This window comes from Salinivibrio sp. IB643, from assembly GCF_001996105.1.
Lineage (GTDB): Bacteria > Pseudomonadota > Gammaproteobacteria > Enterobacterales > Vibrionaceae > Salinivibrio > Salinivibrio costicola.
In genome coordinates this window covers 39,632-65,626 of sequence record NZ_MUFF01000013.1, presented here as the reverse complement: position 1 = coordinate 65,626, position 25,995 = coordinate 39,632, and the positions used below count along the sequence as shown (strand labels likewise).

23 protein-coding genes are annotated in these 25,995 nt (G+C 49.6%); 4 read left to right on the top strand and 19 right to left on the bottom strand.

The features are described 5' to 3' along the window. The 3 genes from BZG77_RS07915 to rlmE form a co-directional block, all read right to left on the bottom strand. Window positions 1-349 (bottom strand): dihydropteroate synthase (locus tag BZG77_RS07915; RefSeq protein WP_198532402.1); only part of this gene is annotated, 349 nt, incomplete at its 3' end. A gap of 62 nt (window positions 350-411) precedes the next feature. Next, window positions 412-2,361, bottom strand: a complete 1,950-nt coding sequence (gene ftsH / locus BZG77_RS07910; protein WP_077646834.1) for an ATP-dependent zinc metalloprotease FtsH — start codon at window positions 2,359-2,361, stop codon at window positions 412-414. Window positions 2,362-2,412: 51 nt separating this feature from the next. Continuing rightward, window positions 2,413-3,042 (bottom strand): 23S rRNA (uridine(2552)-2'-O)-methyltransferase RlmE, encoded by a 630-nt coding sequence (gene rlmE, locus BZG77_RS07905; RefSeq protein ID WP_077461719.1) that lies wholly within the window; start codon window positions 3,040-3,042, stop codon window positions 2,413-2,415. 207 nt (window positions 3,043-3,249) lie between these two features. Here rlmE and yhbY point away from each other — a divergent pair, with 207 nt between their 5' ends. Continuing rightward, complete coding sequence (gene yhbY / locus BZG77_RS07900) at window positions 3,250-3,546, top strand: ribosome assembly RNA-binding protein YhbY (protein WP_021023292.1); 297 nt, start codon at window positions 3,250-3,252, stop codon at window positions 3,544-3,546. 115 nt (window positions 3,547-3,661) lie between these two features. Here the strand turns inward: yhbY and greA are convergent, their stop codons facing one another. Then, entirely contained in the window at window positions 3,662-4,135 is a 474-nt protein-coding gene (greA, locus tag BZG77_RS07895) for a transcription elongation factor GreA (RefSeq protein WP_021023293.1), read from the bottom strand. A gap of 267 nt (window positions 4,136-4,402) precedes the next feature. On the opposite strand from greA, the gene dacB reads away from it, so the two are divergent. Continuing rightward, window positions 4,403-5,881 (top strand): D-alanyl-D-alanine carboxypeptidase/D-alanyl-D-alanine endopeptidase, encoded by a 1,479-nt coding sequence (dacB, locus tag BZG77_RS07890; RefSeq protein ID WP_077646833.1) that lies wholly within the window; start codon window positions 4,403-4,405, stop codon window positions 5,879-5,881. Window positions 5,882-5,950: 69 nt separating this feature from the next. Here the strand turns inward: dacB and carB are convergent, their stop codons facing one another. From carB to murJ, 9 genes are all read right to left on the bottom strand, one after another. Then, the gene (gene carB / locus BZG77_RS07885; RefSeq protein ID WP_077646832.1) at window positions 5,951-9,178 is read right to left on the bottom strand and encodes a carbamoyl-phosphate synthase large subunit; all 3,228 of its coding nucleotides are present in this window, start codon (window positions 9,176-9,178) and stop codon (window positions 5,951-5,953) included. Between the two features lie 15 nt (window positions 9,179-9,193). Continuing rightward, window positions 9,194-10,333: a glutamine-hydrolyzing carbamoyl-phosphate synthase small subunit gene (gene carA, locus BZG77_RS07880; protein WP_077646839.1), complete on the bottom strand. Its 1,140-nt coding sequence runs from the start codon at window positions 10,331-10,333 to the stop codon at window positions 9,194-9,196. Window positions 10,334-10,798: 465 nt separating this feature from the next. Continuing rightward, window positions 10,799-11,602, bottom strand: a complete 804-nt coding sequence (gene dapB / locus BZG77_RS07875; protein ID WP_077646831.1) for a 4-hydroxy-tetrahydrodipicolinate reductase — start codon at window positions 11,600-11,602, stop codon at window positions 10,799-10,801. A gap of 136 nt (window positions 11,603-11,738) precedes the next feature. Continuing rightward, entirely contained in the window at window positions 11,739-12,683 is a 945-nt protein-coding gene (gene ispH, locus BZG77_RS07870) for a 4-hydroxy-3-methylbut-2-enyl diphosphate reductase (RefSeq protein WP_077646830.1), read from the bottom strand. A 9-nt stretch (window positions 12,684-12,692) separates the two neighbouring features. Next, window positions 12,693-13,124: an FKBP-type peptidyl-prolyl cis-trans isomerase gene (gene fkpB / locus BZG77_RS07865; protein ID WP_021023299.1), complete on the bottom strand. Its 432-nt coding sequence runs from the start codon at window positions 13,122-13,124 to the stop codon at window positions 12,693-12,695. Window positions 13,125-13,167: 43 nt separating this feature from the next. Next, window positions 13,168-13,677: a signal peptidase II gene (gene lspA / locus BZG77_RS07860; RefSeq protein ID WP_021023300.1), complete on the bottom strand. Its 510-nt coding sequence runs from the start codon at window positions 13,675-13,677 to the stop codon at window positions 13,168-13,170. Further along, on the bottom strand, window positions 13,677-16,502 hold the full coding sequence (gene ileS / locus BZG77_RS07855; RefSeq protein WP_077646829.1) for an isoleucine--tRNA ligase: 2,826 nt from the start codon (window positions 16,500-16,502) through the stop codon (window positions 13,677-13,679). The genes lspA and ileS overlap by 1 nt, the downstream gene beginning before the upstream one ends. 28 nt (window positions 16,503-16,530) lie before the next feature. Then, entirely contained in the window at window positions 16,531-17,472 is a 942-nt protein-coding gene (gene ribF / locus BZG77_RS07850) for a bifunctional riboflavin kinase/FAD synthetase (RefSeq protein WP_077576776.1), read from the bottom strand. Between the two features lie 91 nt (window positions 17,473-17,563). Continuing rightward, the gene (gene murJ, locus BZG77_RS07845) at window positions 17,564-19,135 is read right to left on the bottom strand and encodes a murein biosynthesis integral membrane protein MurJ (protein ID WP_077646828.1); all 1,572 of its coding nucleotides are present in this window, start codon (window positions 19,133-19,135) and stop codon (window positions 17,564-17,566) included. 275 nt (window positions 19,136-19,410) lie between these two features. Here murJ and rpsT point away from each other — a divergent pair, with 275 nt between their 5' ends. Continuing rightward, the gene (gene rpsT, locus BZG77_RS07840; protein ID WP_077646827.1) at window positions 19,411-19,671 is read left to right on the top strand and encodes a 30S ribosomal protein S20; all 261 of its coding nucleotides are present in this window, start codon (window positions 19,411-19,413) and stop codon (window positions 19,669-19,671) included. A 78-nt stretch (window positions 19,672-19,749) separates the two neighbouring features. Here the strand turns inward: rpsT and BZG77_RS07835 are convergent, their stop codons facing one another. From BZG77_RS07835 to nhaA, 4 genes are all read right to left on the bottom strand, one after another. Continuing rightward, on the bottom strand, window positions 19,750-20,055 hold the full coding sequence (locus BZG77_RS07835; protein ID WP_021023305.1) for an ArsR/SmtB family transcription factor: 306 nt from the start codon (window positions 20,053-20,055) through the stop codon (window positions 19,750-19,752). Between the two features lie 66 nt (window positions 20,056-20,121). Next, complete coding sequence (gene nhaR / locus BZG77_RS07830) at window positions 20,122-21,015, bottom strand: transcriptional activator NhaR (protein ID WP_077646826.1); 894 nt, start codon at window positions 21,013-21,015, stop codon at window positions 20,122-20,124. Between the two features lie 73 nt (window positions 21,016-21,088). Continuing rightward, on the bottom strand, window positions 21,089-21,373 hold the full coding sequence (locus BZG77_RS07825) for a hypothetical protein (protein ID WP_077646825.1): 285 nt from the start codon (window positions 21,371-21,373) through the stop codon (window positions 21,089-21,091). Continuing rightward, the gene (gene nhaA, locus BZG77_RS07820) at window positions 21,342-22,547 is read right to left on the bottom strand and encodes a Na+/H+ antiporter NhaA (protein WP_077646824.1); all 1,206 of its coding nucleotides are present in this window, start codon (window positions 22,545-22,547) and stop codon (window positions 21,342-21,344) included. The genes BZG77_RS07825 and nhaA overlap by 32 nt, the downstream gene beginning before the upstream one ends. Before the next feature lie 434 nt (window positions 22,548-22,981). On the opposite strand from nhaA, the gene BZG77_RS07815 reads away from it, so the two are divergent. Further along, the gene (locus tag BZG77_RS07815; RefSeq protein ID WP_077646823.1) at window positions 22,982-24,130 is read left to right on the top strand and encodes a Na/Pi symporter; all 1,149 of its coding nucleotides are present in this window, start codon (window positions 22,982-22,984) and stop codon (window positions 24,128-24,130) included. A 137-nt stretch (window positions 24,131-24,267) separates the two neighbouring features. On the opposite strand, the gene BZG77_RS07810 is transcribed toward BZG77_RS07815, so the two are convergent. Further along, on the bottom strand, window positions 24,268-25,107 hold the full coding sequence (locus tag BZG77_RS07810) for a thymidylate synthase (RefSeq protein WP_077646822.1): 840 nt from the start codon (window positions 25,105-25,107) through the stop codon (window positions 24,268-24,270). Window positions 25,108-25,196: 89 nt separating this feature from the next. Beyond that, window positions 25,197-25,994: a prolipoprotein diacylglyceryl transferase gene (lgt, locus tag BZG77_RS07805; RefSeq protein ID WP_077646821.1), complete on the bottom strand. Its 798-nt coding sequence runs from the start codon at window positions 25,992-25,994 to the stop codon at window positions 25,197-25,199. Window position 25,995 lies beyond the last annotated feature (1 nt).

Sequence of the window (25,995 nt, the reverse complement as noted above, 5' to 3'; positions counted from 1 at the left end):
CATCATTGATAAGGTTCGCGCCAGCTTCGACAGCGGCGCGCATGACCGCAGCTTTGCTGGTATCAATCGAGATCCAGCAATCCGATCGCTCGCGGATAGCTTTTATCACTGGTACAACACGATTAATTTCGTCTTGCTCTGCCACATCAGCGGCACCAGGACGGGTCGACTCGCCCCCAATATCGATAATCGTCGCGCCATCAGCCAGCATCTGTCGTGCCCGCTCAACGGCTTTGCTTTGTTGTTGAAACAATCCGCCATCAGAGAAAGAGTCCGGCGTGACATTGAGGATCCCCATAACGACGGGGCTATCAAGAGACAGGGTTTTATTCTGGTGTGTTATTTCCATGCGTTTACTTCCAAGCACGATCAAAAAAACCCCGACGTATCGGGGTTTGTATTACTGTTGGTTTACGCTTCAGATTGGTTTTCTGAATCTAACGGCTTTTGTTTTTTATCATCTGATTGTTCATCAGATGCTTTCGTCGCTGATTCATCCGGTTTTTTGGGCGTGTCATCCGATGAAGACCCCCCGTCACCGCCTTCCCAACCTGCAGGCTCGCGAACATCACGACGGGCCATCAAGTCATCGATTTGTGCCGCATCGATGGTCTCGTATTTCATCAACGCATCTTTCATCGCATGCATGATATCGAGATTGTCTTCCAAGATTTGTTTTGCACGGTCGTAGTTACTGTCAATGATTTGACGGATTTCTCCATCAATCAAGCGCGCCGTTTCGTCCGAAATATGCTTGGTCTGTGCCATTGAACGGCCAAGGAAAACTTCGCCTTCCTCTTCCGCATAGAGCAATGGACCTAGTTTCTCTGAAAAGCCCCATTGCGTGACCATTTTACGAGCAATTTCTGTTGCGCGTTCAATGTCATTGGATGCCCCGGTCGAGACTTTGTCTTTTCCGTAAATCAGCTCTTCGGCTAAACGACCGCCATAAAGGCTTGAGATCATCGAGTTCAGGTGCTGACGCGACATGCTGATGCGGTCTTGCTCAGGCAGGTACATGGTCACACCCAATGCGCGTCCACGTGGGATGATCGAGACTTTGTAGACAGGATCATGTTCCGGCACTAAACGTCCAACAATGGCATGGCCTGCTTCGTGATAGGCAGTCGACTCTTTGATTTCTTCTGACATCACCATCGAACGGCGCTCTGCACCCATCATGATTTTGTCTTTAGCCAGTTCAAACTCGACCATGGAGACCACACGCTTGTTACCGCGAGCCGAGAACAATGCCGCCTCGTTGACCAAGTTAGCTAAATCGGCCCCTGAGAACCCTGGGGTACCACGTGCAATAAGCGATGCATCGACATCATTGCCGAGGGGGACTTTGCGCATGTGCACTTTTAGAATATGCTCACGGCCGCGGACATCAGGCAAGCTCACCACGACTTGGCGGTCAAAACGCCCCGGACGTAATAAAGCAGGATCCAAGACATCAGGACGGTTCGTCGCGGCGATAACAATCACCCCTTCGTTCCCTTCAAAGCCGTCCATTTCGACCAGCATTTGGTTAAGGGTTTGTTCACGCTCATCGTGACCGCCGCCTAAGCCAGCGCCGCGTTGACGACCCACAGCATCGATCTCATCGATAAAGATAATACACGGTGCCGCTTTCTTGGCTTGCTCAAACATATCACGGACACGTGATGCACCGACACCCACGAACATTTCGACGAAGTCAGAGCCGGAAATGGTGAAGAAAGGCACTTTCGCTTCGCCTGCAATGGCCTTCGCCAGCAAGGTTTTACCCGTACCCGGAGGCCCCACCATCAATACACCGGTTGGAATTTTACCGCCCAGTTTTTGGAATCGGCTTGGATCACGCAGGTAATCCACCAGCTCTTTGACGTCTTCTTTTGCTTCGTCACAACCAGCGACATCGGTGAACGATGTTTTGACCTGCTCTTCGCTCATCATTTTGGCTTTTGATTTACCAAATGACATAGCGCCTTTGCCGCCCCCGCCTTGCATCTGACGCATGAAGAATATCCATACCCCGATAAGCAACAGCATAGGGAACCACGAGATGAAGATAGACGCCAACATGCTTGGCTCTTCTGGTGGTGTCCCTTTGACACTGACATTTTTGTTAAGCAAGTCATCTAACAACTTTGGATCGTTCATAACAGGCATGTAGGTGACATAATTCGAGCCGTCACGTCGAGTGACACCCAGCTCGCGATCGTCAAATTTTACTTCCTGTATTTGATCGTTGCCGATTTCGCGTACGAAAGAGGTATAGTCGACTTGACGACCGGCGCTGTCACCTGGTCCAAAACTTTGGAACACAGACATTAAGACAACGGCGATAACCAGCCACAGAATCAAGTTTTTTGCCATGTCACTCAAGGTGTTAGCCTCGCATAACTGAGATAGATAAATGTAAGGGTACTACAGTTTATAACCTGTAGCCACAATGTAGACCTCTCGCGACCGTGCGCGGGATGAGTCGGGTTTACGAATTTTGACCGCTGTAAACATTTTACGGACTTCGGCCAGATAATGATCAAAGCCTTCTCCTTGAAATACTTTTACCACGAAGCAGCCTTTGGGGCCTAACACTTCCCGGCACATATCCAACGCCAGCTCCACCAAATACATCGCACGCGGTTGGTCTGCCGCCTGGTTGCCACTCATGTTCGGCGCCATGTCAGACATCACCACGTCAACCATGTCAGGTTGTATACGATCAAGAAGGGCATCAAGAACGGTTTGTTCACGAAAATCGCCTTGGAGAAAGCTGACGCCTGGCATCGAATCCATCGGTAAGATATCGCACGCGATCACTTGGCCTTCATCGCCGACTTGCGTCGCCGCATACTGCGACCATCCGCCAGGCGCGGCCCCTAAATCGACCACTGTCATACCGGGCTTTAAGATGCGATCTTTTTGCTGGATTTCTTCCAGTTTAAAGATAGCGCGTGAGCGATAACCTTTTTTTTGCGCTTCGTGCACATACTTATCGTCAAAGTGTTCTTTCAACCAACGTCCTGAGCTAGCTGAATGCTTTTTGTTCGCCATGTTGTTCCTAACCAAACCCTATTGTTGGCAACGCATTATCATAAAATTCAATCGATTGCGCACTGAATGTTATTATTAAAGGTAGCTCAAAAGCGGCTATCTAGATAATTCGGTTGCCATGGAGCGTCTTTATACTGTTTCAGTTTGTGATGAGATGGCGTTAGAATGGCATGTTTTCAACCCCTAGCAAATAGAAATCGAGCCAACATGAAACTCAGCACCAAACAAAAACAGTATCTCAAAGGACTGGCTCACCAGCTTAAGCCTGTAGTCTTAATGGGCGCCAATGGCTTAACCGAAGCCGTGGTCGCTGAAATTGAGCTTGCGCTTGACCACCATGAATTGATCAAAGTGAAAGTCGCATCAGAAGACCGCGAGACCAAAAACCTGATTGTCGACGCTATCATTCGTGAAACTGGCGCCGAAAAAGTGCAGGTTATCGGCAAAACACTGGTGATTTACCGTCAAAGCGAAGAGCGTAAAATCACATTACCACGCAAATAGTTTGGGTGGCCTTAGTGGTTTGCCGCACTTGCGCTGAAGCATAACAAAAAAGGCCGCGTCGCGGCCTTTTTACTGTTGAAAACTCAGCGAAAAGTTACATCTCGTAACACTTTACTTAGACGTAATCGACGCTGCCAATCTCAAATTCTTTCACACCACCCGGTGTGGTGATGCTCACTTCTTCGCCTTCTTCTTTACCAATTAAGCCTCGGGCAATCGGTGAGTTCACTGAAATAAGGTTGGCTTTAATGTCCGCCTCATCATCACCCACGATACGATAGGTCAGTTCTTCGTCGGTATTGATGTCAATCACAGTCACGGTAGCACCAAAAATCACTTTGCCATTATTCGGCATTTTGGTGACATCAATCACTTGAGCGACCGACAGTTTGTATTCAATATCGCGGATTTGCGCTTCACAAATCCCCTGCTCTTCTCGCGCAGCATGATATTCCGCGTTTTCTTTTAAATCACCCAGCTCACGCGCCTCTGCAATGGCGTTAGAGATCTCTGGGCGACGTTTGGTCAACTTGTCCAGCTCTTCTCGTAGCAGCTGCTCGCCGCGTACGGTCATTGGCACTTTATCCATAAATGACATTACCTCTTTCAATCCACAGCAAAGGGATTTTGGCAAAACAAAGCCACGCCCAAACAAAAATTTGGGCGCGGCGGAATTCAACGCTTTTTTTCGATTGTAAACAAGAATTGGCGCAAAATCATCTCTGATCCGGCAATAGCGTGACCGACCAGCCGGTGATTGTCCAGCAGATGAGGTGTATCAGGCCTGCGTGCGGCTTGTCTTCAAGGCTGGACAAGGTAGGATAAACACGATGCAATAACACAAAGGCTCTCACTCATGATTCGCGCTCTTTTTCGCTGCCTAGCACCGATACGTTGCCTAGCGGTTATTTTCTGCCTCGCACTTAGCGTATTATTCACGACATCACTAGCTTATGCATCGAATCAGCTGACGCTTGAACAGCTGACCCCTTTATTGCCCCAAGGCAGTCAGGCCGCCTTGTGGGTCAGCGATCCCCAACACACACAACCGCAGCTTAGTCAGCAAGTGGATGCATTGCTTCCCCCTGCGAGTACACAAAAGCTACTCACCGGGCTCGCCGCTCGCCTTTATTTACCGAGTACCTTCCGTTTTTCGACACGGCTGGTACAAGCTGGCGATGACATCGCGCTTATTTTTAATGGCGATCCCTTATTAACTCGCAAAGATATTCGTCAGCTACTTAGTCAACTGCCTCGTCGAGGGCTGGATAATATCAATCATCTTTACCTGGACGGCCAAGCCTTCGCTGGTCGCTCTCGCGCCCCCGGATGGCCTTGGGATATTCTCGCCGTCTGTTACAGCGCTCCCTCAACCGCAATAACACTGGATCATAATTGTGTGCAGGGGGCAATATACAGCCAGCCCGATCAAGTACAAACACGCGTTCATGTTCCTCGTCATCAGCCAATTTCAGTGACTAGCGACGCCCTTACGGTGACAGAAGAACAGCAAACAGCGCGTCACTGCGGGCTTGATTTAACCGCCACCGCGGATAATCAGTATCACTTTTCTGGCTGTCTTGCCCACCGGGACAGGCCGCTGCCATTAAATTTTGCGGTTCAAACCCCTTCCGCCTATGTGAAAGCCATTGTTGCCGATGAGCTCGCACGATTGAATGTGCACCTCAATGGTCAAATTCTGGTCGCACCGGCTCCTAGCCAACATCGTGAACTTGCCCGCCATCACTCTGTCCCGTTACCGTCACTGCTGACCACCATGCTGCGAGACTCAGACAACTTGATTGCGGATAACCTTTTGAAAGCGCTCGGGCGGCGCTATTTTCAGCAGCCGGGATCTTACCGCAATGGCGTCGCGGCAGTTAAAGCCATCTTGCAAAAGGCAGGGATCGACCTATCCCGCGCGATCTTAGTGGATGGATCCGGTTTATCCCGAAACAACCGTTTAAGCGCGCGCCAGTTGGCCAGTGTTCTTCACTATATCTCGACGCACCCTGAGCTGGGACTGATTGATATGCTCCCCACGGCAGGCATGGATGGCACACTTAAGTATCGGCAAAGTGTCCGACACGCGCCGATTAAAGGGCGATTAAAAGCCAAGAGCGGCTCGCTTTATGGCAGTTTTAACTTGGCCGGTTTACTAGAGGATGACACCGGGCAGGCGCATATTGTGGTGCAGTTAGTCAGTCATTATCACCCGGATGAAGACGCGTTACCTGACAATGTACCCGCACCGATCACCCAATTTGAACGTGAGTTTTATCACGCATTGATCCGTGGCCAGCTCGTACCTGCTTTCGCTCACGCTCAGCCATAAACCGGCCATAAAAAAAGACCCGCCAAAAAGGCGGGCCTGGTCTCTACGGCTATCCCAGTGTTATCAGCGTTAAGACTTGGTCAGTACTCGTGCGTGCAGCGATTGTACCGGATTCACTTTGGTGGTGTCGGCCGCCGTTAACGCCATGCACGTGGCGAAGGCCGCATTCAGTGTGGTGGTATAATTGACCTTGGCGGCCAGCGCACCACGACGTAAGACTTTTGAATCTTCAATCGCTTGGCGCCCCTCGGTGGTATTGACAATATAGCTATACTCACCGTTTTTGATGCGGTCAAGAATGTGCGGACGTCCTTCGTGCACTTTGTTGACAAGGCGCGGATTGATCCCCGCTTCTCCCAGAATAACGGCAGTGCCGTGGGTGGCATCAAGCTCAAAGCCAAGTTTCAGCAACTTCGCGGCCAGGTCGACCACGCGCTGCTTATCATTATTGCGAACCGACAACAAGGCTCGCCCGCTTTCGCTATAGGCTTTGCCACAGGCTAAATCCGCTTTAGCAAACGCTTCAGCAAAGGTATCGCCCACGCCCATCACTTCACCGGTTGAGCGCATTTCTGGCCCAAGTAAAGGATCCACGCCTGGGAACTTATTAAACGGGAGTACCACCTCTTTCACGGAATAGTAAGGTGGAATCACTTCGTTCACGAACCCTTGCTCGGCAAGTGATTGTCCTGCCATGACGCGAGCAGCAATTTTCGCCAGCGGCACCCCTGTCGCTTTAGACACAAATGGAACCGTTCGTGCAGCCCGCGGATTTACTTCAATCMGATAAATTTCATCATCTTTCACCGCAAACTGGGTATTCACCAAGCCGCGTACACCAAGCTCCAAGGCTAATTTACGCACTTGTTCACGCATCCGATCTTGAACATCATCGCTCAACGTATACGCAGGCAGTGAACACGCCGAATCGCCAGAGTGCACCCCCGCTTGCTCAATGTGCTCCATAATGCCACCAATGACAACGATGTCACCGTCACACACGGCATCAATATCTACTTCGGTCGCGTCGTCAAGGAAGTGATCGAGCAAGACGGGAGATTCATGCGACACACTCACGGCCTCATTAAAGTAGCGACGCAAATCCGTTTCGTCATACACGATTTCCATCGCCCGTCCCCCAAGCACATAAGACGGTCGCACCACGAGCGGGTAGCCAATCTCTTTCGCTTTTTCCACCGCCTGCTCTAATGCTGTCACGGTGGCGTTGGCAGGTTGTTTCAGCCCTAGACGCTCTACCGCATCTTGGAAGCGTTCACGGTCTTCCGCACGGTCAATTGCATCAGGACTGGTACCAATGATCGGCACCCCAGCCGCTTCTAGCGCTCGAGCCAGTTTAAGTGGGGTTTGGCCACCATACTGAACAATCACCCCTTCAGGGTTTTCGACCCGAACAATCGCCAACACATCTTCCAAGGTCACCGGCTCAAAGTAGAGGCGATCGGAAGTATCATAGTCGGTAGAGACGGTTTCAGGGTTACAGTTCACCATGATGGTCTCATAGCCGTCTTCGCGCAGCGCTAACGAAGCATGGACGCAGCAATAATCAAACTCGATGCCCTGTCCGATACGGTTCGGCCCACCACCGATAACCATGATTTTCTTTTTATCGGTTGGTTGCGATTCACATTCATCATCATAGCTTGAGTACATGTACGCGGTATCAGAGGAAAACTCAGCTGCGCACGTATCAACGCGTTTGTAGACCGGATGGATGTTGAATTTATCCCGTAGTTTGCGCACTTCAATTTCAGACACCCCGAGAAGACTCGCCAAGCGCACATCGGAAAAACCTTTACGTTTTAATTGGCGTAGCGCGACCGCATTAAGACCAGCAAACCCATTATCTCGGACTTGTTGTTCATGTTTGACGATGTCTTCGATTTGCACCAAGAACCAGCGATCAATATTGGTGAGGTTGAAAACCCCATCGACCGACATGCCTGCACGGAAGGCATCCGCGACATACCAAATCCGCTCGGCGCCCGGCTCTTTCAGCTCATGGCGAATACGCGTCAATGCGGTATCGTCATCCAGGTTGACCATCTCATCAAAACCAGATGCGCCGGTTTCTAGACCGCGTAATGCTTTCTGTAACGATTCTTGCTGGTTACGGCCAATGGCCATCACCTCGCCCACGGATTTCATCTGGGTCGTCAGTCGATCATTGGCGCCAGCAAATTTTTCAAAGTTAAAACGTGGGATTTTCGTGACCACGTAATCAATGGTCGGCTCAAATGAAGCCGGTGTGGCGCCGCCGGTAATATCATTCATCAGCTCATCAAGGGTAAAGCCAACCGCTAATTTGGCCGCTACTTTGGCAATCGGGAAACCGGTTGCTTTTGATGCTAAGGCTGATGAACGCGAGACACGCGGGTTCATTTCAATGATCACCATGCGCCCATTATTAGGGTTGATCCCAAACTGAACGTTTGACCCACCGGTTTCGACACCGATTTCACGCAGCACAGCCACAGAGGCATTGCGCATCAATTGGTATTCTTTATCGGTCAATGTTTGAGCGGGCGCGACGGTGATCGAATCACCAGTGTGGACACCCATCGCATCGACGTTTTCAATCGAGCAGACAATGATGCAGTTATCGTTTTTATCCCGCACCACTTCCATTTCGTACTCTTTCCAACCAATCAAGGATTCATCAATCAACAGCTCGTTGGTTGGCGACAAATCCAGACCTCGCTCGCAAATGTCTTTAAATTCTTCTTGGTTGTAGGCAATACCGCCACCAGTGCCGCCCATGGTAAATGAAGGGCGGATAATACAAGGGAAACCCACTTCATCGAGTACCTTGTGAGCCTCATCCATACTGTGGGCAATGCCCGCACGCGGACACTCAAGGTTAATACTGCGCATCGCTTCATCAAAACGGTGTCGGTCTTCCGCTTTATCAATGGCGTCGGCTGTTGCACCAATCATCTCTACGCCAAATTCCGCCAGTACGCCGTGACGCTCGAGATCAAGTGCACAGTTTAATCCCGTTTGACCGCCCATGGTCGGTAACACCGCATCGGGGCGCTCTTTCTCAATAATATGTTTCACTACCTGCCACTGAATCGGCTCGATATAGGTCGCATCGGCCATTTCGGGATCAGTCATGATGGTCGCTGGGTTCGAGTTCACGAGAATAACCCGGTACCCCTCTTCGCGTAGCGCTTTACACGCTTGTGCCCCTGAGTAGTCAAATTCACAGGCTTGGCCGATGACAATCGGGCCTGCGCCCAGGATTAGAATGCTTTTTATGTCTGTGCGTTTTGGCATGCTCAACGACTCCGATTAGGCGCGATGTTGTTTGATAAGGTCGATAAAGTGGTCAAAAAGAGGCGCCGCATCATGCGGTCCTGGACTTGCCTCTGGGTGGCCTTGGAAGCTAAATGCGGGTTTTTCAATATGATGAATGCCTTGTAAGCTGCCATCGAACAAAGACACATGGGTCACCCGCAATGTGTCTGGCAAGCTATCTTTATCGGCCGCAAAGCCATGGTTTTGGCTGGTGATCATCACCACGTCTCGGTCTAAATCTTTCACCGGGTGATTGGCACCATGATGGCCAAATTTCATTTTCAACGTCTTAGCACCGCTCGCCAGTGCTAAAATTTGGTGGCCCAAGCAAATACCAAATAAAGGCACGCCTTTCGCTAAGAAGGTTTGCGTCGCCGCAATCGCGTAGTCACACGGGGCTGGATCGCCAGGACCGTTGGATAGAAAAACTCCATCCGGATTCATCGCCAGCACCTCGTCTGCGGGCGTGGTGGCAGGCACCACCGTCAAACGACAGCCACGGTCAACCAGCATACGCAAAATGTTACGTTTAGCACCAAAGTCATACGCCACTACGTGATAAGGCAATTCACTATCAGGTAACGCATCGGGTAAGCCTTGATGAAGTTGCCAAGAGCCTTGTGTCCAGCTGTAGCTTTCCTGAGTGGTCACTTCTTTGGCGAGATCCATGCCCTTGAGGCCAGGAAAATCTTGCGCGTTAACCAAAGCCAATGCTTCATCCACGCTGTCGCCAGCGACAATGCAACCATTTTGCGCCCCTTTTTCACGCAACAAACGGGTGAGCTTGCGCGTATCAATATCGGCAATGCCAACAATGTTGTGTTGCTTGAGGTAATCAGAAAGGGATTGTTGATTGCGGAAGTTGCTAGCTAAGAGAGGGAGATCACGAATCACGAGGCCTTGAGCGTGAACTTGGGAGGATTCTTCGTCTTCGGTATTGGTGCCGGTGTTGCCAATGTGGGGATAAGTAAGAGTGACTATTTGACGGGAATAAGAGGGGTCGGTGACAATTTCTTGATACCCCGTCATCGAGGTATTGAAAACCACTTCTCCCACCGCGGAGCCATCCGCGCCGATCGGGGTACCGTGGAACACTGTCCCATCTTCTAGGACTAGGAGCGCAAACTTGCTCAAGACAACCTCCAGTTTATATAAAAATGCACTTTTAACGACTAACGTTGCATTTACGTATTCCATCTAAGATCAAAACCCGCGTCAAGCTGAATTTTGACAAATTGCGCGCATTCTAGGGATGCATGGAGAAGCTGTCAATCAAACCCGCGTTTTTTGTTTTCTTTATTTACCACTCAATAGCTTTCTTCATCTAAACCGCCATAAAACACAGCTTAAATCCACTTTACGGTACAAAAAACACCCAAATTACTGACAGCATCATTACGTAAGACACAATATCTGTCTAAAAAAATAAAAGCTCATTAGCAAACGTTTACCTGTGATTTTAAGACCTGATAAATAGAGTCTCGTGAAAAAATGGCGGCATGAGCTCAGTAAAAAATAGATAAAGCTGGAGGAGTAACACAAACAGAGAGGGCGTTTTACGTATAACCAAAAAACATCGCGCCGAAGCGCGATGAATAGTTATTTTAAATCGAGGACATCTTGCATGGTATAAAAACCCGACGGATGCTGATTGAGCCAAACCGCCGCACGGACCGCGCCTTTGGCAAAGGTATTACGGTTTGAGGCCTTATGCGTGATCTCAACACGCTCACCGATATCGACAAACATCGCAGTATGTTCGCCAACAATGTCACCGGCACGAAGGGTGGCAAAACCAATCTCGTCTTTGCTGCGCTCGCCCGTATTCCCTTCTCGCGCATAGACAGCCACATCGCTGAGGTTGTTACCCATTGCCCCCGCAATCGCTTCGCCCATACCTAGCGCTGTGCCTGAAGGGGCATCCACTTTATGGCGGTGGTGGGCTTCAACAATTTCAATATCGCATTCCTCCCCCATCACTTTAGCGGCTTGCTCGAGCAACTTAAACACTAGGTTCACCCCCACACTGTAGTTGGGCGCCATGACTAAGGCAGTTGACTCAGCGGCCTCATGAATGACTTGTTTTTGCGCCTCGTCAAACCCGGTGGTGCCAATGACTAATTGTTTACCTTGTTGTTGGCATAACGCCAAATGCGCCATCGTGGCCGATGGTGCGGTAAAGTCGATAATCACGTCGAAGTCATCACTGACATTAGCAAGGTCGTCCACCACGTTAACCCCTAAACGACCAATCCCTGCCAACTCACCCGCATCTGTGCCTACTAGGCTAGATTCAGGGCGCTCACTAGCCGCCCCCAATGTTGCGCCCGAGTATTGTGCAACGGCTTGAATAAGGTTGCGGCCCATTCGTCCAGCCGCGCCTGCAATGGCAATACGTACCATGATTTTCCCCTTTGTCACTTTGCCAGCAAATTGGCTCCTTGATCATAACTAACCACTCTAGCGCGTTCCCTGGCACTTGTATATTGGCGAAAAAAAGGGAAGCTTTCGCTTCCCATTTTGGTCTGGATCATCACGGTTAAGTGACCTCACGAATTTGTAATTCCTTCGGCACTTCAAAGAACATGTTTTCTTCTCGTCCAGAGAGATTTTCAACCTCTGTGGCACCAAGCTGCTTGATGCGCTCGATAATATGATCCACCAGCTCTTCAGGCGCCGATGCTCCTGCCGTGATCCCAACGGTATGCATGCCGTCTAACCAAGCAGGGGCAATGTCTTGTGCTGTATCGACCAAATACCCAGGCGTACCTAGCTTTTCAGAAAGCTCACGGAGGCGATTTGAATTTGAGCTATTTTTCGATCCAACGACAATCATCACATCACAGCTTTGCGCAAGATCGCGTACTGCATCTTGGCGGTTCTGTGTGGCATAACAAATATCATCTTTGCGCGGGCCTTGGATATTGGGAAATACCTGCCGCAAGGTATCAATCACATCTGCCGTTTCATCCACAGATAGTGTAGTTTGACTGACATAATGTAGGTTATCTGGATCGTTGACCTTGAGGGTATAGACATCGTCTGGGTTTTCGACCAAATACATGCCACCCGTTTCGCTGGCGTATTGACCCATGGTGCCTTCCACTTCTGGGTGGCCCGCATGGCCTATCAGCACCACTTCCATGTTTTTGCGGCTTGCGCGCGCCACTTCCATATGAACCTTGGTCACCAATGGACAGGTGGCATCAAACACGGTCAATTGACGCGATTTCGCCTCGTTCCGCACCGCTTGTGATACACCGTGTGCAGAGAAGATCACAATACTGTCGTCAGGCACTTCGCTGATCTGCTCAACAAAAATCGCCCCACGCTGCTTCAACCCTTCCACGACGAAGCGGTTGTGCACCACTTCATGACGCACATAAATCGGCGGTTGATAGATTTCTAACGCTCGTTCAACAATACTGATTGCACGATCGACGCCCGCACAAAAGCCACGGGGGTTCGCAAGTAGGATCTTCATGACTACGCCTTATTGCACACTTATAATTTCAACGTCAAAAATGACGGTTTTACCCGCCAAAGGATGATTAAAGTCAACGGTGACTGAGTCGCCAGAGACCGCAGTAATAATCCCCGGAATTTCTTGCCCTTGAGGACCACTAAACGCAATGATCGCACCTTCTTCGGCGGGTGTTTCTCCTCCGAAATGGCGGCGATCCATATGATGAATATTATCAGGGTTTGGCTGCCCAAAGGCATCTTCAGGCGCTAAGGTAAAGCTGCTCGAGGCGCCTTCTTTTAAGCCCAATAAGCAGTTTTCAAAGTTTTCGGTCAGACTGCCGTCTCCCATCACCAATTTCGCAGGCTTCCCCGCATTATGGGTGGTATCGGCCACCGAGCCATCTTCAAGCTTGATGGTAAAATGCATAATCACTTCGCTAGCGGCGCTGATCGCTTTCATGATTCATCCTTTTTGAAAGTCGGAGTGTGCAGATAGATACGCATTATCCCTGCTTGGTCGATGACGCGTCCTGACGAAAACTTTCCAGAATCACCAACGCCGCCCCCAAACAAATCGCGGAATCCGCCAAGTTAAACGCCGGCCAATGCGACGTGCCAATGTAAAAATCTAAAAAGTCGATGACATAACCATGAACAAGCCGATCAAATAAATTACCCAATGCGCCGCCGATGATCATCGCATAGGCAATATTGATCAGCCGTTGGCTTGCTGGGGTGGTCCGCATCCAATACGCCAGTAATCCACTGACTCCTAGTGCAATCACGCTAAATAGCCAACGCTGCCAGCCTCCAGCATCGCTCAAAAAACTAAAGGCTGCGCCATGGTTATGCACGTAGGTAAGATTAAAAAAAGGCAACAGTTCAATGCGGTTAGCAAACCCGTATTCCATGGTTTGCATCACCAGCCACTTACTACCAATATCGAGCGCAAACACCAGAGGCGCCAGCCAAAGCCAGCGCCATCCTGATTGCGAGAGGGAAAGAGTCTGCATCACGCAAATTGGCGAGTTTCGCCTTCTCCTGCAATGTTGGTCACACAACGGCCACAGATCTCTTCATGGCCAGCAATGGTGCCCACGTCGGCGACGTGATGCCAGCAGCGTTCGCACTTCGCCGCACTTGAAGCCGTCACCTCAACAGCAAGGCCTTCAACATCCGTTTTCGTCGCAGATATTGGGGCTTCACCGGCGACCACTGTTGCTTTTGACGTTAACAGCACAAAGCGAAGTTCATCGCCCATTAAGCGCAGTTTTTCGGCAAAATCGGCGGGCGCATACAAGGTCACTTCGGCTTCTAGTGAGCCACCAATGACTTTTTCGTTACGGGCCTGTTCAAGCGTTTTATTGACCGCATCGCGTACGTTTAACAATTTCGCCCAGAACGCCTGGTTAAGGGCTGCACTGTCTTCAAGATCAAATAGGCCGTCATACCAGACATCGGTAAAGACAAACTTGCTACGCTCACCCGGCATTTCATTCCAAATTTCATCCGCCGTGAACGACATAATAGGAGCCATCCAACGGACCAAGGCTTCGACAATGTGGAACAGTGCCGTTTGGCAGCTTCGGTGCGCATGGCTGCCGGCTTTCGCGGTGTATTGGCGATCCTTAATAATATCGAGATAAAAAGAGCCCATCTCAATCGAGCAGAACTGCATCAAGCGTTGCGTGACTTGGTGGAAATTACAGGCTTCAAATGCTTCTGTAATTTCTTGCTGTGCCGCCAACGCACGTCCCACCGCCCAACGATCAACCGCGACCAAATCGTCTGGGGCAACCAAGTCGGTTTTAGGATCAAAGCCATGTAGGTTCGCCAGCAAGAAACGCGAGGTGTTGCGGATACGACGATACGCATCGGCGCTGCGTTTTAGGATCTCATCCGAAACGGTGATCTCACCCGTGTAATCGGTTGATGCCACCCATAAACGCAAAATATCGGCACCCAGCTTGTTCATCACGTCTTGCGGCGCGATGGTGTTCCCCAAAGATTTCGACATCTTGCGGCCTTTGCCGTCAACGGTGAAACCATGAGTCAGCACTTTTCGATACGGGGCCTTTTCTTTGATGGCGACCGAGGTCATTAACGATGATTGGAACCAACCACGGTGCTGATCCGACCCTTCGAGGTACATGTCAGCTTCTTGGCCGTTGAACTCGTCACGCTGGTTAACCACCGCATAGTGCGTCGCGCCTGAATCAAACCATACATCGAGCGTATCCAGCACTTTCTCGTACTGGTCTGCTTCATCGCCAAGCAGCTCGTTAAGATCCAAATCCCACCACGCTTGAATGCCCGATTGCTCTACCCGCTGTGCAACCTGCTCAATCAGGTTAATCGTATCGGGGTGAAGCTCTGACGTTTCTTTGTGAACGAACAAGGCAATGGGTACGCCCCAGGTACGCTGACGAGAAATACACCAGTCTGGACGGCCTTCAACCATGGATTCAATGCGGCTTTGCCCCCAGTCAGGGATCCATTCAACGTTTTTGATCTCTTGTAAGGCTTTATCTCGCAGACCGGCTTTATCCATGCCGATAAACCACTGTGGCGTCGCTCGGAAAATAATCGGCGTTTTGTGGCGCCAGCAGTGCGGATAGCTGTGTTCATAGGCATGATGATGCAGCAGCGCGCCATGCGTTTTAAGCGTCTCAATGACATTATCATTGGCTTTAAACACATGCTGACCGGCAAACAGTGGTGTATCAGGTAAATACACACCATTGCTCCCCACAGGATTGGCCACTTCTAGGTCGTATTTTTTCCCCACCACGAAGTCTTCTTGGCCGTGTCCAGGCGCAGTGTGGACAACCCCCGTACCCGACTCAGTTGTCACGTGATCGCCAAGGATCACCGGCACGTCAAAATCATAAAATGGGTGTTGAACACGTTGCAGCTCTAACGCTTCACCTTTACAAAAACCAAGGTTGTGATAGTGCTCGATACCAGCACGATCCATGACGTCTTTGGCCAACTCTGCCGCCAGAATTAAGCGCTGTGGCTGCTCGCCTTCGACTTGCACCAGCACATATTCCAGATCCGCGGACACAGCAACGGCGCGGTTAGCCGGCAGAGTCCAAGGCGTCGTCGTCCAGATCACCGCCGAAACAGGCCCTTCGCCTTGATGCTCACCAGCAAGGGTAAAGGTGTTCACGAGCGCCTGCTCATCGACCGCACGGAACATGACGTCAATCGATGGGGACGTCTTGTCTTGATACTCGACTTCGGCTTCGGCAAGGGCTGAACCACAATCCGTACACCAGTGAACCGGTTTAAACCCTTTGTGCAAGTGGCCATTATCCGCAATCTTACCCAAGGCACGGATGATGCTGGCCTCAGTTTTAAAATCCATGGTGAGATAGGGTTTATCCCACTCACCTAACACGCCAAGACGTTTGAAGTCGGCTTTTTGACCTTCCACTTGCTTGGCCGCGTATTCACGACATTTTTCACGGAACTCGGCGGTGGAGATTTTCTGACCCGGCTTGCCCACTTTTTTCTCTACCATCAATTCGATAGGTAGACCATGGCAGTCCCAGCCAGGGACATACGGTGCGTCATAGTCCGCCAGCGTTTTCGATTTAATAATAATGTCTTTGAGAATTTTATTAACAGAGTGACCAATATGAATATTGCCGTTCGCGTACGGAGGGCCGTCGTGCAAAATAAATGTTTTTTTGCCGTGCTTCGCTTGACGGATTGCACCGTAAAGATCTTCATCATACCAACGCTTGAGCATATCAGGCTCGCGCTTAGCAAGATTACCTCGCATCGGAAACGCAGTTTCCGGCAGGTTTAAGGTATCTTTGTAGTCACTCATTGATTATTGATTCCGTATGGAGGTTACTCTAGACATTATTGCCATCAGCCAGCCACGCACGCGCTGCCGATGCATCTCGTTGAATTTGCATTTTTAGTGCGTCTACTGACGCGAATTTGGTTTCATCACGCAATTTGTGCAGTAGGCTAACTTCTAATTGTTTGCCGTATAAATCGAGCGTTTGATCGAATAGATGCACTTCTAACTGCTGATGGGTGCCATTGACCGTCGGTCGATTACCCACGTTGGCAACGCCCGGCAAAGATTGCCCTGCACGCGCACCGGACACGGTTACCGCATACACACCCGATACAGGCGAGACTCGCCGCTTAAGCAGCACATTTGCGGTAGGAAAGCCGATCGTACGTCCAAGCTTTCGCCCATGCGCGACCCGCCCGCAAATACTGTAGGGTCGCCCCAACATATCGGCTGCCGCCTCTAACTGGCCCGCGAGAAGCGCATCTCGGATAGCGGTGCTGCTCACCCGTCGGTCGCTGACACAAAAGCTTTCGGTACTCACCACCGCAAAGTGATGCGCTTTCCCGGCTTGCTCTAATCGAGAGAAGTCACCGGCACGCTTGAGGCCAAAGCGAAAGTCGTCACCCACTACCAGAAACTTAACACCCAATTGATTGACCAACAAGCGATCAACAAAGGCATCCGGGCTCATGGCGGCAAATGCTGGTGTAAAGCTGACACACAAAAGCCTATCCACGCCTAACTTAGCCAGTTGAGTATATTTGTCGCGCAGCCGGGATAAACGTGCGGGGGCCTGATCGCCTTGAAACAATTCGAGCGGTTGAGGCTCAAATAGCATGACAGTCGCAGGCAAATCGAGAGCCCTGGCCTTCTCGACCACTTGGCGCAAGACCGCTTGGTGCCCAAGGTGGACACCATCAAAGTTACCGATGGTGAGTACACAGCCTCGGTGTTTGGCCCGGATATTGTGAATGCCTCGAATTAATTCCATCGCCTGCTGACTATTTGAACTATAAAAACTGGCGGATTATATACTAGTCAGCGCTGGCAATCAGCCCTGGATTGATATTCCGCGCTTACCATCATCCTCGGTGGCGGATATCGCCTAATCTCACACCCAACATCACTGCCGTGATCAGATAGAGGCTCCCCCCGCCAAGAATACAGCCAGCCAAGCTAATGCTGCGAGAGAATAATGGCATAGCCACCCATTGTGACAAACTTGGCATTAAAACATAAAGCCCAATAACCATGGCACAAACAGCCACCAGTAACTTAACAATAAACGTCACTGTGTCTTGAGAAAGGCGATAAATATGACGCCGGTGTAGCCCTTGATACAACAGGCCTGCATTAATCAGCGCCGATAAGGCCGTGGCCATTGCTAGCCCCACGTAGCTGAAGAAATAGGCAAAGATCGCGTTAAAGACCATATTGCTGACCATTGCGATGACACCATATTTGACCGGTGTTTTAGTATCTTGGCGAGCATAATAACCAGGCGCCAGGACTTTGATCACCATAAAATTGACTAAACCACAGGCATAAGCCACCAGAGAAAGACTGGCCGCCTCCACGTCAGGTACACCAAATTCACCCCGCATAAACAGTACCATCAACATGGGCTTGGCGAGCACAATCAATCCGGCCATGGCGGGGATCCCGAGTAGCAGAACCATACGTACGCCCCAATCCATAGTCGCAGCAAACTGATCCGCCGATTTATCGACATGTTTTTTGGATAACGCGGGCAAGATCACCGTCGCAATCGCAATGCCAAATAACCCCAGTGGAAACTCTAATAAACGATCGGAGTAATACAGCCAACTGATAGAACCCGTCATTAAGAAGCTAGCAATAAAGGTATCGAATAACAGATTAATCTGACTGACGGATACCCCAAACAATGCTGGGATCATTAACTGTCGAATTTTGACAACGCCGGGATGATGCCATCCCCATTTAGGCCGCACGAGCATCCCCTCTTGCGCTAAAAAAGGCAGTTGGAACAAAAGTTGAATCACACCGCCTGCAAACACACCGATCGCAAGGCCTATTTCAGGTTGTGCCAAATGCGGGGATAGACCGATCGCCGCAGCAATAATCGCAACGTTTAAAAACACCGGCGTAAAGCTGGAAACTGCAAATTTATTCAGCGTATTAAGGATAGCCCCCGATAACGCAACAAAGGTAATAAACCACAAATAGGGGAAAGTGATTTTCAACATCAAGCTGGCCAACTCAAATTTTGCACCATCAGGCCCGCCGTCTAGCCAATCGACAAACCAACCGGTACCAAACAACGCGGCTAAAACGGGCGAACCGATCACACCGAGCAATGTCACAACAGTGACCAACCCGCCAAGCGTGCCGACCACATTGGCCACCAACTCACGTGAGTGGGCTCGGGTGGTATCATCTTTATCAAGCGCCTGGTATTCGGTTAATACCGGCACAAACGCTTGTGAAAATGCCCCTTCGGCAAATAGACGACGCAAAAAATTAGGGATTTTATTGGCAAAGAAAAAGACATCGGCGGCCGCACCCGCGCCCATTAAGTTGGCAATGACAACATCGCGCACCAATCCTAAAACACGGGACACTAATGTCATGGTGCTCACGATGAGCCCAGAGCGTAAAAGTCGCTTACTCACGGTTACCTCTTGAAAACACGTGCCCGATGCGCGCGTTGCTTCTACTTTTTCGCCCCTGGCGATACGCCGAAAGGGAGAACAAATCGAAATATAGGTGACGTCGGGGCTGAAATGCTGATAGAATCAGCCGCCATATTAACTGTGATAACCCCGCAGCGCCAATACTACCTTGGAGCGGCGGATCTTTGCACAAATGAATTGACAATAGAGGCAAAAAGAGGCATAGTCCTCCGCCTTGAAATGTCACCGAACAAAAAGATTTGGGAGTTAGACCCTTGGCGAATATCAAATCTGCTAAGAAGCGTGCGATCCAGTCTGAAAAGCGTCGCCAGCACAACGCAAGCCGTCGCTCTATGATGCGCACCTATATGAAGAAAACTGCTTCAGCAATTGCTGCAGGCGACAAAGAAGCGGCAACTGCTGCTTTTGCACAAGTTCAGCCTATTCTTGATCGTTCAGCCACTAAAGGCCTGATCCACAAGAATAAAGCAGCTCGTTACAAAGCAGCATTCTCAGCACAAATTAAAGCGCTGTAAGATTGCTCTTTGCATAGAGATAAAAAAAACCGGCCTTGGCCGGTTTTTTTTGCTTATCACTTGTTGCTTACCCAGGTGCTAACTCACGGTTTCGCTGCAGTAGAGATCATGTAAAAGCTGAATGACGGCAACGACTTCATCACTTTTTAGCGAATAATATACCGTCTGCGCCTCTTTGCGCGTTGTCACCAGACCATCTTTTCGTAACCAAGCAAGATGCTGCGATAAGGCTGACTGGCTCAGAGGAACCCGCTCCACTAACTGCCCCACCGACAATTCACCTTGTAGTAAATAACACAGAATAAAAAGGCGTTTTTCATTGGCCATGGCTTTTAGCAGGCTGACTGCCTTAGGCCCATTCTGCTGCATGCGGGCTAAATCCATTCAACTTCCATCATCAGTTAATACTCAATGGCACGAGTCTAGCACGATCTTTATGCTAGCTTGTAACTAAACAAACAAGTGGCTGTAATCTGCCTCACAAATCCTTTTTACCGCTGGGTGCTGAATCATACGTTCCGCAAAGATGACGAAATATTCCTCTTTTACCACACTTAGCTCAGCAATTTGTATCGCTTGGCCCAAACGGGTGACTTCCTCAGCATAGGTCGTAGGCGCAATAAATAACGCTTGATGGCTAATCCCAAACGCTTTCATTAAGGCGGAATCGTCAAATTCTCCCAGAATATTAGGGACGATGCCTTGTTGATCAAACCACTGCGTTAACTTACGTCCCATTGCGGTTGATTTGCTAGGAATTAAGACTTTCTGTGTTGCTAAACGTATAGGTAACGGCACATCGAGGTCTTCTGCAGGATTTGAGGAATATAAGCTCATGCTACTTTCACCTAACTTGACGCTAAACAAGCCGGCCTGTTGGGTCGAATCTATCGGGCAGTCTGAAAGGATCATATCTAATTTATGCTCTGCGAGTTGCTCAAGCAGCATTTCATGCGTGGATTCAAAACAGCGCAGGTGGATAGCGTTATCGTGAGGTATCGCATGCAAGAGAATTTGGCTAATCAGCCGCTTCGATAATGCATCGGCAACCCCTACATCGAATAAGATATTCTCTTGCTGGCTGTAATTGACAATATCTAGCATTTCGTAGCTCAGACCAAACATACGATCAGCATATTTAAAAACCAGCTGGCCGAGCTCAGTGGGCTCCACGTAGCGCCCATTGCGTTTAGTGAGCTTGCCATTTAAGCGATGTTCCAGAGCCCTAATTTGCCCAGTAACGGTTTGTGGTGTTAAACAAAGCTTATCCGCCCCTTGGGTGATTGAGCCTTGCTTGCAGACCATCCAGAAGTAGTATAGGTGGTTGTAATTTAGGTGAGCCATGCTGATAGATAAAAAAACGCCAGACGAAGCAGCTTACGCTGCCTCTCTGGCGCCTTCAAGTGGCATACGCGTTTTAGTTTTTCACATCGTCTTTATCAAGCGGCTTTCTTACCCGCTCACCCGCTCGATGCTCTAAAGCACGCTCTGAGAAGCTTGAGGATTTATCCTGTTCTTCTCTATCAACCTTATCGACGTTCGATGTCACCATCGCCTTTCCAGCCGCGACACCTGCGCGATAAGCTTGGCAAACATCGCTTTGGTCTTGCTTTCCGTTGCAATACATATTTTGGTTTACCGCCATGGCAGAGCCAGAAACGGTAACCAGGCTAGTAATCAACGCCAGTATTACCTTCTTCATACTCGTCTCCTTGTTCATCTGTAAGCGCGCTGGCTGGTGGCAGTGCAAAGTGCAACACTACGTAGCCAATCACGGCCGCTAACGTCGATCCTATCAAGATACCAAGACGAGAGAGTGTGACGAACTCGCCATTCACACCAACAAAGGCCAGTGATGAGATGAAGATAGACATGGTGAAACCAATACCACAGAGCACTGACACGGCAAAGATATGGGTGAAATTCACGCGTGCTGGCAGTTTGGCAATACCTAATTTCACTGCGGCCCAACTAAAGGTAAAGATCCCAAGTGGTTTACCCAGAAGCAAGCCCAAGGCAATACCCAGCGGCAACATTTGCGTCAAGTTAGCCAGTGATACACCGTCAAGCGATACCCCAGCATTCGCGAACGCAAAAATAGGCAGAATCAGATACGATACGTATGGATGCAGCGCATGTTCCATTTTTTTCAATGGCGAGGGAGCATCATCCGTTTTACCTTTAAGCGGGATGGCAAAACCAAGCACCACACCGGCAAGCGTCGCATGAACGCCCGATTGCAACACGCTGAACCATAAAATCAGTCCAACCACGACGTACGCAGGAATACTGGTCACTTTGCGCATATTCATCGCCACCAGTACCACAGTGGCTATAAAGGCTGACGCAAGGGCAACCAGCGATAAATCGCTACTGTAAAACAGGGCAATGATCACAATCACCCCAAGATCATCAATGATCGCCAATGCCAGTAAGAATACTTTTAACGCAAGCGGGACACGATTACCCAACAACGCCAACACACCGAGCGCAAACGCGATATCCGTAGCAGCCGGGATAGCCCAACCAGACACGGCCAGTGGGTCGCCCCAGTTGAACGCCAAGTAAATCAGTGCGGGGGCAAGCATACCTCCGATCGCTGCAACCGCAGGGAATGTGGCTTTGTCTTTTGAGTTTAGCGCACCTTGAACCAACTCACGTTTGACTTCCAAACCAATCAACAGGAAAAAAATCACCATCAGGCCATCGTTGATCCAATGACCAACGGATAAGCCTGCTACATAGGTATGAAGCGTGCTGTCATATAAAGGCTGTAAATCCGAGTTCGCTACGAACATCGCTAATACCGCCGCTACAATCAGCACAATACCTCCTGCGGATTCCATTTTCAGAAACTGACGAATGACATCAGTCATTTAAAGCACTCCATACAATAAAAGTGGATTTCAGTAGTCTAGACAGTCAGACCACTTTTAGAAAAATCGTTTGTTCTGATAGTAAACATCGGGAAAACCGATATTAAAACTAACTTACCATTGATTTATTCGTAGTCTAACGCTTTTATATCCTGTTTACCGATTGATAGCTTAACGCTTTCTCTCTGTCATAATGTCGATTTCAACCTTGTTGTTACATTTTTATCTCTGTTTTTTCCATCCGTGTATTTAGGGACAAATAACTTTAGGAATCAGGGGTATAACAGCACTTTTGCTGCGGCATATCCGTGCCAAGATCGTATTTTCAACTCACTGCAGTATTTATGTCATATTTCTGAAATATTCCCTTTTTACTATCGCCCCAGATTTTGCTTTGACACTAAACTGACATCTAACTGTCACGGAGATATCTTATGACTCCCCATGCTACAGCAGTAGAGGCAACTCAGAGCTCCTCAAATTGGTTCCGTTGGACCAAACTTGCCGTCATGCTTTACCTCCTGCTCGTGGCCGTTGCCATGGTAGGAAGCGGTTTCAAATGGGCCGTAGGCGACGAAGCGAAGACGCTCTTTGCGTTTGCGTCTCATCCCGTAGCTGGTTTAATGATTGGTATTGTTGCCACTGCACTGATTCAGTCTTCAAGTACCGTGACGTCAATCATCGTCGGCATGGTCGCGGGTGGTTTGCCAGTTGAAGCGGCGATTCCCATGGTAATGGGAGCCAACGTGGGTACCTCAGTGACTAATACTATCGTCAGTTTAGGCCATGCCCGCTGTAAAGTAGAGTTTAGTCGTGCCTTTAGTTGTGCCACTGTTCATGATTTCTTTAATCTCTTTGCCGTGGCTATTTTTCTCCCACTCGAAATGGCATTTGGAATACTGAATAAAATTTCTGGATGGTTGGTGTCGCCACTGGCACAAGCGAACGATGTGAGTATCAAGGGGTTAAACTTTATTAAGCCATTGACCAAACCCGTCGTTAATGCCGTGCAATCGCCCTTGGATGCTATCTTTCCGGGCAACATTGGTGGCTTCTTGATGATTGCCATGGGCATTGTCACCATTGTCATTGCCATCACCGTGATGGGTCGCGTGATGAAAAAACTGATGGTGGGTCGGGCAAAAGACATGCTTAAAAATGCTATCGGTCGCGGTCCATTGCACGGTATTTTCTCAGGCTCAATCGTCACTGTGTTGGTGCAATCTTCATCAACGACCACCAGCTTGATAGTGCCATTGGTTGGCTCAGGCGTGTTAAAGGTACGTGATATTTATCCATTTACGTTGGGCGCAAATATTGGTACCTGCATTACCGCGTTACTTGCCGCCACAGCCGTCACAGGCGAGTTCGCCGTCTTTGCGCTGCAAATTGCATTAGTACACCTTAGCTTTAATATCCTAGCCACCGCGCTTATCTTTGGGGTGCCGTTTTTACGCGAATTACCGCTCAAAGGTGCAGACTTATTGGGCAAAATGGCCGCCAAATCAAAAATGGCCGTCCTCGTTTATATCAGCATGGTCTTTGTTGTGATCCCAGGCAGCWTCGTCTTCTTATCCCAATAAGCCTGAGATATAGGTCGCACACAAAAAAACGCAGCCAGATGGCTGCGTTTTTTTATTGAAAATTGGCTCAAGATGACACCAAGTCGTCTCGTTAACGTTACTGCCTATCAAACAGCAATGCGTTAAACAGCTATGTGTTAAACCGCAATCGGCGCTTTAATGGTCGGATGCGGATCGTAGCCTGCAATCTCAAAGTCATCGATTTTATATTCAAAGATAGAGGCAGGCTTGCGTTTAATGGACAATGTCGGCAACGCACGCGGTTCACGCTTTAGCTGTTCATGGACAATATCATCGGTCAGATGGTTATGATAAAGGTGAACATCACCGAAGGTATGGACAAAATCACCGACCGCTAGGTCGCACTGTTGCGCCACCATATAGGTGAACAGCGCATAGCTGGCAATATTAAACGGCACACCCAAGAAGTAGTCTGCACTACGCTGATAAAGCTGGCATGATAGCTTGCCATCCGTCACGTAGAACTGAAACAAACAATGGCAAGGGGCCAAGGCCATTTTGCCTTGCTCCGCGTTCTCTGACGGGCTGATGGATTCATCCGGTAAATCGGCAGGGTTCCACGCAGTAATAATATGGCGACGCGAGTTGGGTTTAGTTTTAATTTGCTCGATCAATTGCGCAATCTGATCCACGGTTGAGCCATCTGGACACACCCAAGAGCGCCACTGAGCACCATAAACGGGACCGAGATCACCTTGCTCTGTGGCCCATTCATCCCAAATACGTACCTTGTTGTCTTGTAAGTACTGGATGTTAGTCTCGCCGTTAAGAAACCACAAAAGCTCGTGGATAATCGCTCGGGTATAGAGTTTTTTGGTCGTTAACAGTGGAAAGCCTTCAGCAAGGTCGAACCGTAGTTGGCGTCCAAATATCGATCGCGTTCCGACACCAGTGCGATCTCCCCTATCTGTCCCATTATCGAGAATATCCTGCATCAACGCCTGATACTGCTTCATAGTGTTTCCTATCATTGACCGAACAAACAAAAGGCACCGCATAGGGTGCCTTGGTGTGATAAACAGTATATCTGATTACGCGACATTAATCATGGTGCAGGCCTGCGCTTGTAAGCCCATAGAATCATCAATGCGCCTGCCACAATCATTGGCAACGAGAGTAGCTGCCCCATGCTTAACAGATCACCAAACAGTCCAAGATGTGCATCTGGCTCGCGGAAATACTCCACGGTAAAGCGGAATGTGCCGTAACCGGCCAAGAAAAGCCCCGAGACCGCCCCCATTGGGCGTGGCTTTTTAATGTACATATTGAGGATCACAAATAACGCGACGCCTTCTAATGCAAACTCATAAAGCTGCGAGGGATGGCGTGGCCACGGGCCCCCGGTTGGAAAGACCATTGCCCAAGGCACATCCGTGACGCGCCCCCATAGCTCACCGTTCATAAAGTTGCCCAACCGGCCAGCGCCAAGGCCGAATGGTACTAACGGCGCAATAAAGTCAGCCACGGTAAAAAAGTGGCGCTGCGTTTTACGTGCATACCATGCCATGGCGGTGATCACACCCAACAGACCACCATGGAACGACATGCCTCCTGTCCATACTTTGAACAAAAACAAGGGGTCGGCGATAAAAGCATCCAATTGGTAAAAAAGCACATAGCCAATGCGTCCACCCAATACCACGCCAAGAAAGCCGGCAAACAGCAGATCGCTGACTTCTTCTTTGTTCCAACCACTGTTGGGTTTTGTCGCACGATGGTTTGCCAGCCAAAGAGCAAACACAAACCCTAACAAATACATCAACCCGTACCAGCGTACCGCAATGGGGCCTAACTCGATTAATATCGGGTCGATTGACGGAAAGGTGAAATAACCTTCAGCCATG